Here is an 18,839-nt window from a genome sequence, read left to right as displayed (position 1 = left end):
TTCTGCCTTTATTTTTCTAAACAACTGCGGTTATTGTACCACTACGTCTTCTTCACCAAAATCCATAGACTTCGTTATAGTGCCAATCCAATTTTCCATCATATTGTGGTAAAGATGCGCAAAGATAAGTGGGGGCAATCCATTCTGGCGATACCACATTTAACTGTTCAGCCAAGTCGCTCAACACCGTGTCTAATGCTGCGGCTAGCCAAGGTTGCACGACGGCGTGTTTATCTTGCTGTATTGGCTCATATTGAATCTCTGGCAATGCGCTCAATGTCTCCTCATCACGTTTTTGCGCACGATAGAAACCAAAGCCCCAATGAGAGTCCTCATCAGGTACACAAACCACTTCCAGTTCTGCCATGCTTTTACGAAATTCACTCATCAAAGGTAAATTCGCCAGTAAGTAGTTACAGTAGCGAGGATCCCAATAGAGATTAACCAGATTCTCACTGGGGTGATTTAACAGGCTAGCAATAGCATGATGCTCTAAATCCGCCAATTGAGTACTTGCCTGTAACACCTCGGGTTTTACAATGCGAGGCGTAGCTTGTATATGAGCTAAATCACGCTGCGAAATTAATTGATCCAGTTTATGCGTTGCCAATTTATGCTGATGACTCTCAAACCCCGGACGGTGATAGATCACATCTTTCTGTTGATAACGCACCTTTAACCCTCGCCAATTTATCGGCAGTAGCGCAATATTGGGCTGTTCTGCCACTTTCTCTGCACGGTGTCGCCAGACTCGCCCAGCAAGCTGAATAATGGAACGCATAGAGGAAGGATCCACAATCGCCCAATCATAATCATGATCTCGCCCCACTTCAGTCACAGGGCTACCCAACACAATAAAGAGGTGATTTTTTGCTTTATATTGACTCATCGGTAAGGCAATTTCTTCGTGTTGAAATAATTGCTCGGGCGTGTGGCGGTCCAAAATTTTATCCAGTTTTTCTTCTAAATAAGAACGCAATAACAACAATTGCCTTGAATGATAGCAACATAAATGCACCTGATAATCGGCAAATTTTTCACTGGCTTGTAACGCAAACAACGCTTTTGCCAACGGAATCATAGGTTCGATATTAGAAAAGCGGATCAAGCCTACACTGACTTTTTTCTGACTATGGGGATCGGTTTGCCCATGTAAATCATGTAGCGCCATTGCTTTTTGTAACAATGTGTCTGCCAGCAAGCCATAATGCAAATCTTCCCCTTCTCTTGGTTTGAGTGAAGGTAAACTCAGAATTTCTGCCTGACGTCGCACGGGACTTTTCGCCAAGTTTTCCGCCCGTTTTCGCACAAATTCATCATGTTGTTGGATAAATTGCTCGTCTTGTCCACAATTAGCTTGCACTTGTTGGAATTCATCCACCCATGCACAACATATTGGCAAGGCTGCCACAATCCCTTTTTGCTGATTATAGATTTTTCGTCCTGCTTGATATGCTTTAAACAATCCTGTAATAAAATCAGGCGTTAGCGTAGCAGAAGAAAGCAACACTCGACTACCAAATAAACCCGCTAAATACACTAAACGGCTTAATGCTGGCAAATCTTCCTGGGCAAAATCATCTGGTTCATCCAGAATTAAATCAGAAGTCAATAAACGTAATATGGGCACAATATGATGCCCACCTCGCACACTTTCGGAGGCAGAAATTAAATGATCTAAAGTGCAACTCACAATTGGTGCATAAAGGAGCTTTTTGGTTTTGTCATCTTTGCTTAAAAAGGACAAAACGGCTTCATTTTCGACCGCACTTTCAATATAAGTTGCGCCCTCAACTTGCATGTCCTCTAACCAATCTTCAGCACTTTCACTGCCCTGTTGAGCAAGCTGGTTTTGCTTCTCTTGTTGTAGTGCGTATAGCTTTTTCACTGCGCTACCGCCTACCAACACAGCCAAATCCTGATCCGATAAATGTAAACGCTTTTTCAAGGCACTACCGGTTTGCAAAGTCAACACGCGTAAGCCTAATGCGATAGTAAATCTTGCCCCTTGTTTACTGTCATTCAGAGCATACATCATCTTGGCATTCGCAAGGGTTTTGCCACAACCCGTACTCGCCATATTCACGCCAAAAAAGCCTTGTGACTCACTTGTTTTTTGCAACAAGCGAGCCACATTGACGGCTTTGTTTTGCCAAGCAAACCGATCTTTTGCCAACTGCACAAAGGGTTTATGTTGTTTAATACGCGGTAATTCTCGCGGAAACTTAGGCAATAGACGGGCGAAACGTACCGCGGTTTGGCACACACCAATCAAGTGTTCATCCAAACGCTGTTTGGGTTGATGGTTTTCTCGGTAAGTATTGGCTAATAAAGGAAAATTCAGCTCCCCCAGTTTTTCATTTTGATCTTGGGCGGAATAATAATGATCCCCCGTCATCAAACATAAACGAGCAAGCAACAATAAAAAAGGATCCGCGTTTTCGCTAACGCTAAATAAAGCAGGGTGATTCAAGGCTTTTTTGGCCCATCTTGCCATGTGTTTTTGCCATGCTTGGCTTTGCGTGGCAACCCGTTGGAATTGCCAAAATGCTTGTGGAGTCGGATGTTCAGCGCCATTCGAAACCCAGCCTACTGCGGGTTTATAAGCTTTAAATAAACTCTCAAAAGTCAACTTCGCGTATTTGCGTAAATTTTTTATACAGTCTTGCGAGCGACTAATATCATGAGTAAAAGGCAAACGATGATGCGAAGTAATCAGCCAAATCACCCTACGCGCTAAAGGAGGCAAATAGGCAAAATCAGAAAAATGGTTTTCATTAGGTCTATCTTGAATAATCTTGCTAAACCAAGTAGGATTTGTTTCTTCAAAAACCTGCCAGTTAGCAAGACGTTCAAGCCAAGCTTGATCAGTTTGACACCCCTCAATCATCGCTTCAAATAAACGCACAGAAATCCATTCATGTCGATAACTGTCTGCGACTCTTGGTGCATTTTTCGTTTTATCTAATTTCGTTTGGAAGCCCACGCTCGACTTGCCGACATCATGTAACAAGGCAGAAAGTGCGGTCAAAATTTGCAACGAATACGCATCTTGCCAAGCTATTTCCTCTTCCGCTCGCAAAATATTGCGCTGTGTGCGGTTAGTGGGCACTCGTCCTTGATCATTAAACTGACGTCGATCGCCCACAATCCATAATAACTCTGCTGAATTTTTGCGGTGTGTCCAATAACACGCCACCGCCGTATTTTTACGCGCAGTTTGACGTAACATTTTATACAGCGTTTCCAACCCTGCTTGAGTGATTGCTGTTTGCCAGACCCGATCACCACAACGTTCAGCAAATTGATCTAAAATGCGACGTGTTTCTGTTAACGCATTTTTTTGACATTGACTAACCAGCAAAATATTCATCTGACGCTCCTTGTAAAGCCAGTTGTTGCAATCGCTCAATGATGATATCTAAGGCACCAAAACGCAGTAAATTTTGAATACAGGCTTGGCGAAATTCTTTTTCTGAATCGCCATTTTGAGCAGAAATAAACGCTTGTGGCAAAATCATGCTGTCTTTGATGATATCTGCGGCATCAAAAACCAGCCCTCCTCGGCGCGTTTTGCCATGTAACACTGCCAAACCATGAGGTAAACCCAGCACCCAACATGCGGTTGCCCCTAAGCCGTAGGCTAAATAATTGCCATGATCTAAAAACTGATTAACTAAATCAATACTTTTTCCTCGCTCACTGCGTTTAAAATCAGGTTCATTCATCGTTGCTTGATTAGCTAACGCATACAGTTTAGTGGTTAATCGCCCTTCTGCCGCCAGTAATGCTTGACTATGCGCCGCCTGTGCGAATTCGTGTTGATACTGTGTCACAAGTGCGGTCAGTTTTTCACAAGAATACACCCATTCTAATTTTGACCAAATCGGCTCAAGTAGCGCTAAACGCTGTTGTTGTAGCGCTTTTGCTACCGCTAAACGTTTTTCGTCATCAAACCAAAATTTGCACCATTGTTGCAAATACATTACAGGTCGATATTCACTTTGTGGGCTAAAAAACTCACAGCCAATTTCGGCTTCTGTGCCATTAAACAATGGTGTACCACCTCCGCTACAAAACCCCACCATGACGCCCGCTTTGGATAATTCTCGCATCGCAGCTTGCGTAATCGACGTACCACTGCCTAACAAAAGACAACTCGTATTAGCGATGGGAATATTCCAATAAAGCGATTCTCGCCCTTCATCGGTGACATATTCCACTCGTCCACCATTTAGTAATACGCGACAATGTTCTAAATAGTAAATATTCGCCCGCTTAGAATGCATAATGGTTTTCAAATCCGAAGACGGAATATAAGGGGTCTTGCGCATAATCTCTCCTTTTATCTAGCCCATTCTCTGATAAGTATAATGGGCTTTTTCTGTTCTTTAAATGAGGTTGCTTAACGGTATTGGATACACCGGTCTTAAAAACCGGCGAGGGTTTACACTATCTAGTCTATAATGAACGATTCGAACTCGCTCTCTTCCGATTATGAGTTTTTTAAGCCATCTACACGATGGTGAACTCGCAATATCCGTTAGTTTCTTAGCTTTAACTTTTCTAAGCCATCTACACGATGGTGAACATTTCAAGCTTAGATGTGAAATTCGCACCAACTTTCTAAGCCATCTACACAATGGTGAACATTTCAAGCTTAGATGTGAAATTCGCACCAACTTTCTAAGCCATCTACACGATGGTGAACATTTCAAGCTTAGATGTGAAATTCGCACCAACTTTCTAAGCCATCTACACGATGGTGAACATTTCAAGCTTAGATGTGAAATTCGCACCAACTTTCTAAGCCATCTACACGATGGTGAACGTAGTGAATCTTGCGGATAAACGTAGCTTAAATTTCTAAGCCATCTACACGATGGTGAACTTAATTCATCTGTTCAAGCGCAAGGTGGGCTTTTTCTAAGCCATCTACACGATGGTGAACTTCCAGCGTCGCGCGGTGTTAAATGAGACTTTTTTCTAAGCCATCTACACGATGGTGAACAGCTCCACTTTGATTGCCTCTAACATCGGGTATTTCTAAGCCATCTACACGATGGTGAACTCAAATCTCACGCACTTTCAGCACATGTTGTGTTTCTAAGCCATCTACACGATGGTGAACGATTGTCAGCCGTTAGTTGAACACGTCATTATTTTCTAAGCCATCTACACGATGGTGAACAGGGCATGGATTTTCGGCACTGGAAATCGAATTTTCTAAGCCATCTACACGATGGTGAACTTTTCAATGACCGTTAAATCTTCTAGTGTTTCTTTCTAAGCCATCTACACGATGGTGAACAAATGCAAACGCCCATGGTGCCGTTTCAACGACTTTCTAAGCCATCTACACGATGGTGAACCTGTATTTCTAATAAATCGGTCTTCAGCTAATTTTCTAAGCCATCTACACGATGGTGAACTAAATGAATTTTGTTATATCTTCGGATATTTCAATTTGTTAAAGAACATCTGAAAAGAAAACCCTTTTTTAGGGTAGAACAATAACCCTTTGATCTTATTCGGAAACATTCCAAATAAGAAAAAAGGGTTAACAATGCGATTAAAAGTGAGGCACAGTTGCGCTATTGCTTAATCCATAAGCATTAAAGACACCAACACAAGATTGTGGCATTCTGTTCTCTTTCACTGCCAAAATAAAACGTTGACCAGTGCTCGCACTTTTTAAATGACAATGTGGGAAAAATGCCACATTTTGCTGACGTTGTTGCATGTCTGCACGGATGGACTCATCCCATCTTCCCTGACTTTTCAAGCGTTTTTCGGTACGGCGGATGGCACTTTGCCCTTTACGATGTACTCGACTATAACTGCGGCACTCGGTAGACAACGGCGTTTTACTCACTTCGCTAATTAAAGCATAATCTGATAAGCCAGATCGCAATAATTGTTGGTGTAATTGATTGCAATCTTCCTGATTAGCAAAAAGTCGCACAATGCCACCGAGAGTCCGCCCTAAGCCGTAAGCGGGAAATGCCACCCCAACTCGTCCTTCAAAGTGCGGTAAGAATTGATGCAAAATCTGCATACAATGCCCAATCACCTCACTTTGTAGCATATCCATTTGGGGGATCGCTTTCAGTTCAATGTAATGGGTTGTCATCATTATTCCTTACCACTTGCACCAAATACACCACCACGAATTAAAACACTCATCACATAATGCTGTTGCTCCACGGGTGGGACTTCGCCTTTTAAAAGCCAATTATCAAACAAGGTATAGAAGTCATTCTTTTTGGTTTTCGGTTGACGGAAAGCCGTACCTAATGTCGTCACGGCACCATAAGGTTCTGCAGCGATTGGGAACGCCACTTCTTCGGCATACCAGGTATCAATCGTGCGAATTGCATTGCCCACTTTTTGTGAATGCATCCCCGCTTTTTGGTTGATTTCATACAAAATTTTGCTTTTACGATTATTGGTTGAGTTATCCAACACTAATTCTTGTGATGGATATACTTCTTGTCCATATCCCATGTTGGCATACGCCGTGACATACAAAATCACGAATTTTTCACCTAATAAACCTTGTTTTATTTCTTTAGCGATCTGATGAATCTTGTCATCTTGATGATCAAAATGATTTAAAGAAAACTGTTTTGCATCGTCAAAATGGAGGGTGTTTTCACCGCATGTGACTTCTATTTTAATTTTTTCTGCGCCCATACGATTACGCCATAACCAACGTGCATTGGCGATATTGGTCGCATAACGCTTAGCCAATTCATCCATACCTTGTTCAGATAAATATTGCGCGACAGTTGTCATAACTTGGTGTTGATAGTCTTGATCATTACACACATTTGGGCGCCCCGTAAAAGGTAGCACTTTGACACTAAATGTCGCCACTAAGGTATCTTTGTCATCATCTAGGGTCGCCACATCCACACGTTGTAAATTGGCTTTTTCCGTTTCTGCATCAAGTTTTGCAGGATCATTAGTAATCGTATTTTTTAAGCGATTAGAGATCGTGCCTCGCACGGATTTTTCTCGAATACGCAAAGGCACAGGCGCATCTTTGTCATTTTTACTGTCTTTTTGCGCAAAAATCGCATCAGAAATATCCAAATTACGCTCAAAGGCTAAAACGCTTGGGGTTGATAATTTGCTCATTCTTATTCTCCTTGTGAAATCAGATAAAGGTTATTTTGTAGGGCGGTATAACGCCAAAAACATTGGGACAGATTCTCGGGTAAGCTTAGTGGAAAGACCCATTTCCCTAAGCTGTAAAGGGTTTCGACATATTGGCTTGGATATTGCTGGGTTCGGCAATGCTGCAATTGTCCAGGCGCAAACAGTGGGGAAATCGCTTGATAACCCACAGGAAGCGGCACAAGCCAACCACGCCCTTTCTTCACGCTATATGTCTGCCACGCTGAGGCTGTCGCATTTGCGTGTTCAGGAATATGATGCACCGTTGCCATTTCTAACAGGGCATCCAGTGCGGTCGCGTCAGGGCAACTTGGAAGACAGGATTTTTGCACATTGCCTTCTTCGTCGAGTTGACCAATACGTAAGCCCGTCTTGAGTTCTTCAGTAATGTTGGTTAATTCTTGTTTTGCATCCATCAACACAAAAGCGGGCATCAATGCCAGTGGAATATCTTGATCTTCTTCCAAGTTAAATAACTGGACATTGCCAATCTCTAGCACAGAGCCACCTGCAATGCGTTGTTGCCAAAGTAAATTTTTACAGGTCTGTAAAAAATCTTGACTGGCTTGACTGGTTTTATCGGTCAATGCCTCAAATACACGGTCATCTTGTACATGTACTTCCACCACCAAAGACAGATCTAAATGGATTTTTCCTTCTTCAATAATCGATGCTGTCTCACCATTGCGCTTTATCGGATTGCGTGTTTGTTTAAAAGTGCGGTCCGAAAATGCCGAGTTTTGATAGGTTTGTAATTCATAATCATGACACGCCACCATCACACCACCAAACTGCACGGGGTGGTGTGTTAATTTTCGATTGAGTGCGTGCATCGCTCCCGTTAAGCCTGTTAAGGCTGGGAAACCATAGCTCAATGGACCTGAAATCGCATTGGCACTTTGTACCTTGATATGATCAAATAAAATATAGAAATCGGTTTGAAACATCTTTCCCTCCTATGGATGGCGTAAACGATAACGTAAGGTGCGACGAATATTACGGCGCCATTCATGATATTCCACGTCGTCAAAATCCTTGGCAATGTGAGGAAAACGTTTTTGTAAGCGTTTATTCAGCCACAAGGCAAAACGACGCTCAACTTCCGCCACCCACTCGCCTTTTTCATACTCTGCACGAAATGCCTCTTCGTCTGGCAAGTGTACACGCTTTGGATCAAGCCAATATTTCTCGCACATTTCCAATTGAGAGTCTTTCGACCAACCGGCGGGTTGTTTTTGTAATAAATTGGCGTGAAATAAAAACGTACGCAAAATATTATTTAAGGCATCAATACGGCTATCTCGCACTTGATAGACATTTTTACGTGCTTCCACCACCTCAAATAATTGGCGTAAACCATAACGGCAAGCATAAGCAAGACGATCATTGAAAATTGTGGTTTGCAAAGGGGAAAGTCTAAAATAACGACTTGATGGTATAATCGGTGGCAAAGAAGGAAGAAGGTAATTACGACCGCCTTGGGCAGACATTAACTGGGAGATATTCTGGGGCTTACTTCCCCCTAATACCACAGTGGCGAGCTGATTAATGGAAAGATAATGTGTTTGCTCTACTGTTTTTTTCTGTCGGTTTTCTCTGGCTTGTTTATTTTGTTCAGAATAGCGATTGTTATTCACTTTTTGGTAAAACGCATGAGTCAAAGAGGAAGGATAAAGCGGAATTAAACAGGTGTAATCATCATCTTCAATCGGATTTTCCCCATTTGCCCAAAACACTTGTTTGTTTCTTTCATGGGTTTCAGGTTGAGTTAAATCCCCCGTTAATGCTTGCTGAAATTGCTTTTTATAGACGTCAGACAACGCTAAATCATCAGAAAAACAGCCTGCTAATCTTGGATCATCGGCAAGTAATAAATCCCTTAATTTAACCTGTTTTTCTTCATCCACAATAAAATTGAAAAAGGAAGCAAGAGGCAAAGCTGCCGCATTCCCATTCGCATCGAGCACTAAATGACTGACACTTTGCGAACCCACATACTCAGGAGGTAACGAATCACTTGGTTGGAAATTCACATTATCACCTTTTGTATCAGGATGAATACCCTTCGCAATATGGGTACCAAACTTGAGCTGTTTCGCCATTACGTTAGCCGCATTGGCTATCCATGTATCAAATTGGTATTTCTGGTCAAATTCTTGAATAAGTTGAGTGAGTTGTTCAATTTCAGTAGGATCAGTGGCTTTAGCGAGCTTTTTACGGTCACTTTCAGATTTTTTGAGGTTTTGTTCTTGAAGGAACAAATCAATTCGTTTTCTAAACGTATGTGACATTATCTTATACCTCCTTTGTATTATTATGATTAATAAACATACAAGATTTGTCAGTAATGTCAACAAATGTAAAGAAATGGAAATAAAAAAAATGGAAGTGATGATAAAAATCTAAAATTGATGATGATATATTGAAAATAAATGAAAAAACATCTAAATAGCGTTAAAAAATCAGCGGTACAACCAGTGTACCGCTAATTTTACAAAAGGTAAGTTATCTGTTCGCTGGCTTACAGATCGGCTTTCAACCTCACCACCCAACAATTATGAATTTGCTTATTGCGTTCAAAATCCAATGGCAAGGTTTTTGCTGTAATATCTACCGCACTTAAGCCAAGCGTTTCCAAGCCTTCAACGTCCATTTTAAAACCTCGTTTGTTGTTGGAAAACACGATGGTGCCATTTGGACGTAAAATGCGTTTTAACTGGGTCATTAACTTAATGTGATCACGTTGCACATCCCAGCTATCTTCCATCCGTTTTGAATTAGAAAATGTCGGTGGATCGACGAAGATCAGATCAAACTGACGGTCACAACGGGCTAACCATTGTAAGCAATCCGCTTGGATTAACTTATGCTGTTTACCTTCCAAGTCATTTAATAACAGATTTTGTTCCGCCCAGTTTAAATAGGTGTTTGACATATCCACTGTAGTGGTTGATTTTGCACCACCTAACGCCATATGTACCGTCGCCGATCCCGTATAGGCAAATAAATTTAGGACATCTTTGCCTTTCGCCATTTTCCCCAACATTTTGCGGGTTAAACGATGATCGAGGAAAAGTCCCGTATCCAAATAATCCGTTAGGTTTACCCACAATTTGGCGCCATATTCATTGACATAGAAATAGTCACCTTTGTTGGCGAGTTTTTCATACTGATTGGTGCCTTTTTGTTTTTGGCGCACTTTTAAAATCAGTTTGTTGGTTTCTACACCTGTTACCTGTAAGGTAGCGGTTACCGCATCCAATAAGCGCTGACGTGCTTTGTTTTCATCGATATTTTTGGGTGCAGCATATTCTTGTACCACAATATGATCATCATAGCGATCCACCGCCAAGTTATATTCTGGCAAATCCGCATCGTATAAGCGATAGGCATTAATGCCTTGTTGTCTCGCCCATTTTTCAATTTTTTTGCTATTTTTTTGTAAGCGATTGGCAAAATCCACTGCCACTTGAGTAGCACTTAAAGTGCGGTCAATTTCTGGCAAGTTTTGTGTATTCTCGTCACTCGCTGTTGCACGGGCACTAATATGATAATTTTTTTGCACGCAGTCGAGTGGACCATTTTTGGCTTTAAATTGGCGATGTGAACGTAAACGCAAGCAGTCTAATAACGCCGGCTCGCCACTGAAAATCGATACATTCCAATCGGCAAACTGTTGTTTTAAACGTTGTCCAAACACGGAATATAACGCAATTAAAGCAGGTGTCGTGCCTAAACGCTCTCCATAAGGTGGGTTACAAATCACGGTGCCTTTTGCTTCAACAAATGGATTTTTTAATGCCGCTACATCGCCTTGTCGCCATTGAATAAGATGTGCCACACCCGCATTTTGGGCATTGCGTTTGGCTTTTTGCAGTACTCGATGATCAAGATCGCAGCCATAAAAATTCGCTTTTTGATTTTGGTTAAACGTTTGCTCCGCTAATTCAATCGCCTCGCCTTTCACTTTGTCCCACGCCTGTTGATTGTGCCCTTTCCAAAAATCAAAGCCCCAATGCAGACGGTGTAATTGCGGGGCAATGTTGGCTTGCATTTGTGCTGCTTCAATCAGCAAGGTACCCGAACCGCACATTGGATCCACTAAGGGTGTGCCCAGCTGCCAGCCTGAACGTAAGACGATCGCTGCCGCTAAGGTTTCACGTAACGGGGCTTTGCCCGTATCTTCACGATAACCGCGCATATGTAAGGCATCACCACTTAAATCTAAGGAGATCACTAATTCTTCGCGATTTAAATAGGCATGAATACGAATATCGGGCTGTGATTTATCTACATTTGGACGCGGTTTACCTACACGCTCAAAATAATCCACAATCCCATCTTTGACTCGCATGGCACCAAATTGGGTGTGACGAATTTCTCGGTTTGTGCCATTAAAATCCACCATAAAATGGGCTTTTTCATCAAAATAATCCAACCAATTTTGCCCCACCACCGCAGAATACAAATCTAAATCGCTATACACTTTGCAAGTCACAATGGGTAATAAAATCCGCGAGGCTAAACGTGTCCATAACAACACGCGATATTGCGTTTCCTCATCGGCATGAAAGTGCACACCGCCTTGTGTGATTTGGCAATCCATCGCACCAAGGTCGGTTAGTTCGACTTTCAGTAATTCTTCAAAACCACGGGCAGTGGTGGCAAAAAGTTGTTTCATAAATGTTCTCTGGTTATTCAAGCTGGGCGAAATTATAACAGGTTTTCACCTGCAAAAACGGAGGAAAGGAAAAGTGCGGTAAAAAATTCAAAAATTCTACCGCACTTTATTGCATGAAAGAACTAACTCAAGGTTATTTTACCTGCATACCGGGTTTAACACCTTGATCGGCATTCAATAAGAACAAGTCATCTCCACCTGTCCCCGCACTTAAAATCATCCCTTCTGATACGCCAAAACGCATTTTACGTGGTGCGAGGTTGGCAATCACCACCACAAAACGCCCTTCTAATTCCGCAGGATTGTTATATGCTTCTTTAATCCCAGAGAACACTTGACGCGTATGATCACCTAAGTCTAACTCAAAACGTAAGAGTTTGTTTGATTCTGGCACCGCTTCACATTTCATCACTTTCGCCACACGTAAATCTAATTTCGCGAAATCTTCAATGCTGATCGTCTCTGCGATTGGTTCCACTTGGCTAGCGGGTTCTGCTTTTGCTGAATTTTTTTGCTCTAATGCCTGCTGGGCTACAAATTGTTCTTTGGTTTCGTTCACAATTGCCTCAATCTGTTTTAGGTCTAAACGCTGTGCTAGCGCTTTAAACGGTAAAATTGCGTGATTTAACAGCGGGCGATTTAAGCTTTCCCACGTTAACTCATCCTGTAAGAAGGCTTCCGCACGCGCAATAATTTGTGGAATCACTGGTTTTAAATAAATGGCTAAGACGCGGAATAATTGCAATGCCATTGAACAAACAGCTTGTAATTCCGCCTCACGTCCCTCTTCTTTCGCCATTACCCATGGCGCTTTGTCATCAATGTATTTATTCGCTTTATCCGCTAATTGCATCACTTCACGCACGACTTTACCGAATTCGCGTTCTTCATAATAAGTCGCAATTTGCGCGGCTTTTTCTACAAATTCTGCCAATAATTCAGGTTCAGCAATCTCAGCTGATAATTTGCCATCAAAACGCTTAGTAATAAAACCGGCACTGCGTGAAGCCAGATTGACAAATTTATTCACCACATCCGCATTTAAACGTTGTACAAAGTCTTCCAAATTTAAGTCTAAATCTTCAATACGGTTATTCAATTTTGCCGCATAGTAATAACGTAAATATTCTGGCGCTAAATGACGTAAGTAGGTGGACGCTTGAATAAAAGTGCCACGAGATTTTGACATTTTCACCCCATTTACAGTCACATAACCATGGGCAAACACGTTAGTTGGTTTGCGTAAATCGCAACCGTCTAACATCGCCGGCCAAAATAAACTGTGGAAATACACGATATCTTTACCGATGAAGTGATAAAGCTCTGCCGAGCTGTCTTTTTTCCAGAAATCGTCAAAATTTAAGCCTGTTTTATCACACAAATTTTTAAACGATGCCATATATCCAATTGGGGCATCTAACCAGACATAGAAATATTTATCTTCTGTATCGGGAATTTTAAAGCCGAAATACGGCGCATCACGGGAAATATCCCATTGTTGTAAACCCGACTCAAACCATTCTTGCATTTTGTTGGCAATTTCAGGTTGTAATGAACCGGATTTGATCCACGCTTTTAACATGCCTTCAAACGCAGGTAAATCAAAGAAGAAATGCTCCGATTCTTTTAATACAGGAGTAGCACCAGAAACTACAGAACGCGGATTAATTAATTCCGTTGGGCTATAAGTAGATGAACAGACCTCACAGTTATCACCATATTGATCTTCTGCTTTACATTTTGGGCAAGTGCCTTTCACAAAACGATCAGGTAAAAACATGCCTTTTTCTGGATCAAATAATTGTGAAATCGTACGACTTTTAATAAAGCCATTAGCACGTAATTTTTTATACATTTCTGCTGTTAAGGCTTCATTTTCTGGGCTGTGAGTGGAATGATAATTATCATAGCTAATATTAAAGCCTTCAAAATCCGCCACATGATCTGCTTTCGAGCGAGCAATTAATGCTTCTGGTGTAATACCTAATTTATCCGCATTTAACATGATTGGTGTGCCATGGGCATCATCTGCACAAATAAAATGCACTTTATGCCCACGCATACGTTGGAAACGCACCCAAATATCTGCTTGAATATGTTCTAATAAATGCCCTAAATGAATTGCACCATTTGCATAAGGTAAGGCGCAAGTGACCAAAATATCGCGTGCCGAATTTGCCATGTTATCATTCCTATTTTTCATCAAAAAATTGGCGCTTATGTTACCTTATTCGCAGTATTTTTTCTACTTTAACCGCGCTTTTCCACATTTCTGCTTAACAGTTCTACAGCTTCGTGGTTAAATATAGTTGAGTGATTAACTAGGGCTTTAATTAGCCACCAAAAATAACGGGATAAAATCAATGGGAATTTTATTTTCTGACAGTTTAACGGACAGTCAAAAACAAGCTATCCAAAACACATTTCAACAATTTCAACATCCTAGCTTACAAAAAGATCTCGTCAGCCTAAATGCTATCAAAAAAATTGAAAAAGGCGGTGAGACGTTACGTATTGAAATCAGCATGCCGTTTGCTTGGAATACTGCATTCGAACAACTCAAGAGCGCTCTCTCCACAGAACTTCTCACATTAGCAGAATGCAAAGACATCAAATGGCAATTAAATTATCAAATCGCGACATTAAAACGCGCTAATAGCCACCCAGCCGTAAAAGGGGTAAAAAATATTATTGCCGTGACATCGGGTAAAGGTGGTGTAGGAAAATCTACTATTTCCGTCAATCTTGCTCTTGCCTTACAAAGACAAGGTGCTCGTGTTGGAATTTTAGATGCCGATATTTATGGTCCATCTATTCCACACATGTTAGGGGTTGCTGATCAACGCCCAACTTCGCCAGATAACCAGCACATTACCCCAATTCAAGCACATCATATTTTTGCCAATTCCATTGGTTTCTTAATGGAACCGGACAATGCTACGATTTGGCGCGGTCCAATGGCAAGCAGTGCCTTAAGTCAGCTTTTGCAAGAAACCTTATGGCCTGATTTAGATTATTTAGTCATTGATATGCCACCGGGTACAGGGGATATCCAGCTGACCCTTTCTCAACAAATTCCAGTGACGGGGGCGGTCGTGGTGACAACACCACAAGATATTGCTTTACTGGATGCGATTAAAGGTGTGGCGATGTTTGAGCGTGTTTCTGTACCCGTTTTAGGCATTATCGAAAATATGTCGATGCATATTTGTAGCAATTGTGGTCATCAAGAAACGATTTTCGGAACAGGCGGTGCTGAGCGCATTGCACAAAAATATAATGTCAAAGTTTTAGGACAACAGGCATTACATATTCGCTTACGTGAAGATTTAGACAAAGGTATCCCAACCGTTGTCGCCGCACCTGAAAGCGACATTGCCCAATCGTTTATGCAATTAGCTGAAAAAGTCGCTACTGAGCTTTACTGGCAAGGTTCAGTAATCCCAAGTGAGATCATGTTTAAAGAAGTAAAATAAATTAAAAAAATGACCGCACTTTTCCACGAAATGTGCGGTGTGTTTTGCGATAATTTAAACATGCCTAGTATGCAGAAAAAAGAAAACCCTTGATAAAATTATCAAGGGTTTTTTGTTTGGAATAAATCCTAATACAAATTAGCGACGTAAACCTAAACGAGCGATAGTTGAAGTGTAAAGCTCAAGATTAGTACGTTTTAAGTAATCTAAAAGTTTACGACGACGAGAAACCATACGCAATAAACCACGACGACCGTGGTGGTCTTTTTTGTGCGTTGCAAAGTGAGATTGTAAGTGGTTGATTTGTGCAGTTAATAATGCGATTTGCACTTCTGAAGAACCGGTATCTTTTGCATCACGACCAAATTCAGCAACAATTGCTGCTTTTTTTTCTGTACTTAGAGACATTTGATAACTCCTAAAAGTTAAGTTAAAAATACATCGCTAGCCGATCTCTAATCCAGCTACGACAAAGGAGTGTGAATTTTAGCATTGATTTACAGAAAAGCAATAAATCTTTGTCAAATCCACCGCACTTTCCCTAAAAAGAAAGCCTGCATACGCAGGCTTAGGATTAGAAGGTGATTTCGGCACTGAGTTTAAAGTTACGACCTGGTGAGTAAAAACGATTAATTCCTGCGCCTGTTTTTTGATTAATTAAATTACTTGTACCAAATGGTTTAATCGAACGAGCAGATTCCCATGTCAAGTATTTACGGTCTGTCAAATTATAAACGCCAAACTGTAACGTTAAATTCTTAATCGGTTTAATATAACCAACCGCATCAACTAGCGTATAGTCATCACTTCTCCAACGAACAGCACTATCTTTATATCCCTGTTCTTTATAGAACATATTATAAGTGTCTTTCGCTTTTTTCTCACTCACACGTGTAATATATAAATCAGCGCCAAATTTATTTTCTTTATGATCGTAGCCCAAACCAAAAACAGAAGCTTTAGGCTGAATCGCATTCATTGGACGATCGCCATCCAAACGACCACGTTGGTAAGTGAATTTATAGCTCGTATTAAATCCATCCAACACATGCCAAAAATATCCCAAATTCAAACGTGCATTAATTTCAAGTCCTTTAACTTTGGCATTATCGACATTGACATTTTGATAAACTTGGAAATCTCTTGCTTGTGCCTGCCCTCCCACGGAATTCGATAAATTTCTTGAACCTAAATACGCTAAATCAATAAAATGACGATACTTTGTTTGGAAAACACTTGTGCTAACAAATCCCCAATTATCGTGCACTGTTAATGCAATCTCTTGATTTTTTGCTTCCTCTGGTTTCAACACGGGGTTCGGTAAAATCGTAAAATCTGGATGCTTAAAGGTAAAATAAAGTTCATCCGAAGTCGGGGCTCTAAACCCTTTTGAATATTTTACTTGTACTCGTAAAAAATTCAGAGGATCGAAAGTTGCACCAAGAGAATAAGAATGTTTTTTAAATGTCTTATCTTGAGCAATGTAAGCAATATTTTCTTCCGCATTTTTTGGCAGATATTCTTTCCATTTTTTATAGGCCTCACCAAATTTAGCATAGTTATAATAAAAATCCTTTAGCTGTGGCTCTTTTGGCATAGGAATAAACAAACCTTTTACCATATCATCTGGAATTTTTGGAGTTACTCCTGGAGTGTATTCAGGGTTATATTTAATATGATCATAACGATATCCTAAATCTATGCTAATCATATTATGTACCTTAAGAATATTTGCAAAATATAATGACTGTGTCGTTGCTTCAACTGGAATTAAAAATGACGTTAATGGCTCATGTTTCGGACACTTCAATGCATTATAACCACAGTAACTACTTTGCCCTAAAATTCTATCAGCCCACCAAGTAGGATTTCTCCCCTCATAACCAGCTTTATTAATCATTTCTTTCTCTATCCGAGAATAAACTCCACCATATGACAGATTATTTTCGATGTTGAAAGTTAAAAATGTTTTAGTTAAATCTAAATTAATTTGTTTTGTATTCGTATTAAGATCCCTTTCTTTATAATCATAAGGAAGATAACCTTTAGAATTAGGTAAAATCAAATAATTTGGAAGCCCTCCTTCTTCCTTAGCTGTTTTGTATAATTTACCATCCACAGTTATCTCTTCAGACAGTAGAACCTCTCTTGCTTGATATGTTCCATTACTAATATTATAAACAGTGAATGGTTTATTACAGTCAAAAACCGAGCAATCTAACCAAAAACCTGTAGGCCTGAGTCGTAAATTATTACTAAAAGCAGCATTATTAGTACCTGTTGTTGTAGGAAATGGTTTTCCATTTTCATCTACAATCTGAGTGCTCAATCCAGACCCCTGTAGTTTAATTTTATTCCCTGCAGGATCAAGAATCTGACCATCTTTAAATTGGAGACCTAATGGATTTTTATAAGAATCACATAACTCATTTCCATCACAATAATCTTCTGTTCTTGCTCTTGTTGTAATTCTTTGTTGTGAATAGCTTAACTTGAGCGTATCCCAAAATGGCGTAACAGTATAATTTTCATAAGTAAAGGAAACATTTTTACGTTTTGTCAAATCATTTGCATGACGAGATTCTTTCTCATCTAACTGAATATGTGTTGTTGCAACAAGATTATATGAAAGATCATGTCCGCGGGAATGCTGAAGATAAGTATCAGAAGCGACTGTAAAACGATGATTTTCTGTTGGCGAAAAAGAGAATTTCACTAATGTACTTTCTTTCGTAATCGTATAAGGATCCGCTTTCTCTCTTTCTTTCCCTTGAATATCTCTGCCATTTTTATAGTCATAATTTTCTAATTCATGTCCATGTCGCTTAGAATGCATAATCAATGCATCAAACATTTGATAGCGACCTGCAAGAGTCACTGCATTTAATCCCTGATTATCTGCCGTTGAGTAGCCCGCTTTATAGCCGATATGCCAATCTTTTTCAGTCAGGAAATCTCTGGCATCTTTTGTTTCAAAAAGTACAGCGCCTCCCAAAGAACCACTACCCACTTTTACAGAATCAGCACCTTTCGCGATTTTAGCGACTTTCAACGTCTCAATTTCCACACTATTTCGGGTATTGTTAAAATTGCCGTAACCTTCGAATAATTCTTTAAAGCCTTGAGAAGAAAGGGTTTCTGCTTGATGTAAGCCATCTACTGTAATTGCTACTCGGTTCTCATCCACACCACGAATGGCATAACCGCTCGAACCAAAACGTCCAGCTTCTACCACAGTCACACCGGTTTCATAGCGCACAAGATCACGACTATCCTGTACTTGCTGGCGTTTCAATTGACTCGCCGTTTTCACAGTTTCACCGATTTTTTTCTCTTTAATATTCATCTCATCTTGTTGAGAAGAAACGGTAATCGTATCAAGTTCAGTCGCCTCTTGATGACTATCCGCCAAAATGGTCCCACAATAACTCAATAATGCCAATGTAATTGCAGAAAATTTTATTGTTGTTGTACGCATTTTCCTAACCTCAAGTAAATAC

At 40.5% G+C, this 18,839-nt stretch carries 11 protein-coding genes and 1 CRISPR repeat array; of the genes, 1 reads left to right on the top strand and 10 read right to left on the bottom strand.

The genetic code is table 11. From position 1 onward, the window contains the following. Positions 1-52: 52 nt before the first annotated feature. From cas3f to metG, 8 genes are all read right to left on the bottom strand, one after another. The gene (gene cas3f / locus CKV69_RS01375; RefSeq protein ID WP_014325848.1) at positions 53-3,373 is read right to left on the bottom strand and encodes a type I-F CRISPR-associated helicase Cas3f; all 3,321 of its coding nucleotides are present in this window, start codon (positions 3,371-3,373) and stop codon (positions 53-55) included. Beyond that, positions 3,354-4,334, bottom strand: a complete 981-nt coding sequence (cas1f, locus tag CKV69_RS01370; protein WP_005753659.1) for a type I-F CRISPR-associated endonuclease Cas1f — start codon at positions 4,332-4,334, stop codon at positions 3,354-3,356. Before cas1f ends, cas3f begins: the two co-directional genes overlap by 20 nt. 169 nt (positions 4,335-4,503) lie before the next feature. Next, positions 4,504-5,432: a CRISPR direct-repeat array (repeat unit 28 nt; unit sequence TTTCTAAGCCATCTACACGATGGTGAAC). Between the two features lie 140 nt (positions 5,433-5,572). Then, positions 5,573-6,133, bottom strand: coding sequence for a type I-F CRISPR-associated endoribonuclease Cas6/Csy4 (gene cas6f / locus CKV69_RS01365; protein ID WP_014325847.1), 561 nt, complete (start codon positions 6,131-6,133; stop codon positions 5,573-5,575). Between the two features lie 2 nt (positions 6,134-6,135). After that, positions 6,136-7,143, bottom strand: coding sequence for a type I-F CRISPR-associated protein Csy3 (gene csy3, locus CKV69_RS01360; RefSeq protein WP_014325846.1), 1,008 nt, complete (start codon positions 7,141-7,143; stop codon positions 6,136-6,138). A 2-nt stretch (positions 7,144-7,145) separates the two neighbouring features. Next, positions 7,146-8,129, bottom strand: coding sequence for a type I-F CRISPR-associated protein Csy2 (csy2, locus tag CKV69_RS01355; protein WP_016504384.1), 984 nt, complete (start codon positions 8,127-8,129; stop codon positions 7,146-7,148). Between the two features lie 9 nt (positions 8,130-8,138). After that, positions 8,139-9,473 (bottom strand): type I-F CRISPR-associated protein Csy1, encoded by a 1,335-nt coding sequence (gene csy1, locus CKV69_RS01350; protein WP_016504385.1) that lies wholly within the window; start codon positions 9,471-9,473, stop codon positions 8,139-8,141. Positions 9,474-9,703: 230 nt separating this feature from the next. Continuing rightward, complete coding sequence (gene rlmKL, locus CKV69_RS01345; protein ID WP_014325843.1) at positions 9,704-11,863, bottom strand: bifunctional 23S rRNA (guanine(2069)-N(7))-methyltransferase RlmK/23S rRNA (guanine(2445)-N(2))-methyltransferase RlmL; 2,160 nt, start codon at positions 11,861-11,863, stop codon at positions 9,704-9,706. Positions 11,864-11,996: 133 nt separating this feature from the next. Next, positions 11,997-14,045: a methionine--tRNA ligase gene (gene metG, locus CKV69_RS01340; RefSeq protein ID WP_014325842.1), complete on the bottom strand. Its 2,049-nt coding sequence runs from the start codon at positions 14,043-14,045 to the stop codon at positions 11,997-11,999. 181 nt (positions 14,046-14,226) lie between these two features. Here metG and apbC point away from each other — a divergent pair, with 181 nt between their 5' ends. Beyond that, the gene (gene apbC, locus CKV69_RS01335; protein ID WP_014325841.1) at positions 14,227-15,339 is read left to right on the top strand and encodes an iron-sulfur cluster carrier protein ApbC; all 1,113 of its coding nucleotides are present in this window, start codon (positions 14,227-14,229) and stop codon (positions 15,337-15,339) included. Between the two features lie 138 nt (positions 15,340-15,477). On the opposite strand, the gene rpsO is transcribed toward apbC, so the two are convergent. Together rpsO and CKV69_RS01325 are read right to left on the bottom strand one after the other, a co-directional pair. Then, positions 15,478-15,747 (bottom strand): 30S ribosomal protein S15, encoded by a 270-nt coding sequence (gene rpsO / locus CKV69_RS01330; RefSeq protein ID WP_005721273.1) that lies wholly within the window; start codon positions 15,745-15,747, stop codon positions 15,478-15,480. A gap of 166 nt (positions 15,748-15,913) precedes the next feature. Then, on the bottom strand, positions 15,914-18,817 hold the full coding sequence (locus CKV69_RS01325; RefSeq protein ID WP_025248431.1) for a TonB-dependent hemoglobin/transferrin/lactoferrin family receptor: 2,904 nt from the start codon (positions 18,815-18,817) through the stop codon (positions 15,914-15,916). Positions 18,818-18,839 lie beyond the last annotated feature (22 nt).

Source organism: Pasteurella multocida, from assembly GCF_900187275.1.
In the GTDB taxonomy this organism is placed as follows: Bacteria; Pseudomonadota; Gammaproteobacteria; order Enterobacterales; family Pasteurellaceae; genus Pasteurella; species Pasteurella multocida.
Note: the sequence above shows the minus strand (reverse complement) of the source record. Positions and strands in the feature narration are given on the sequence as shown.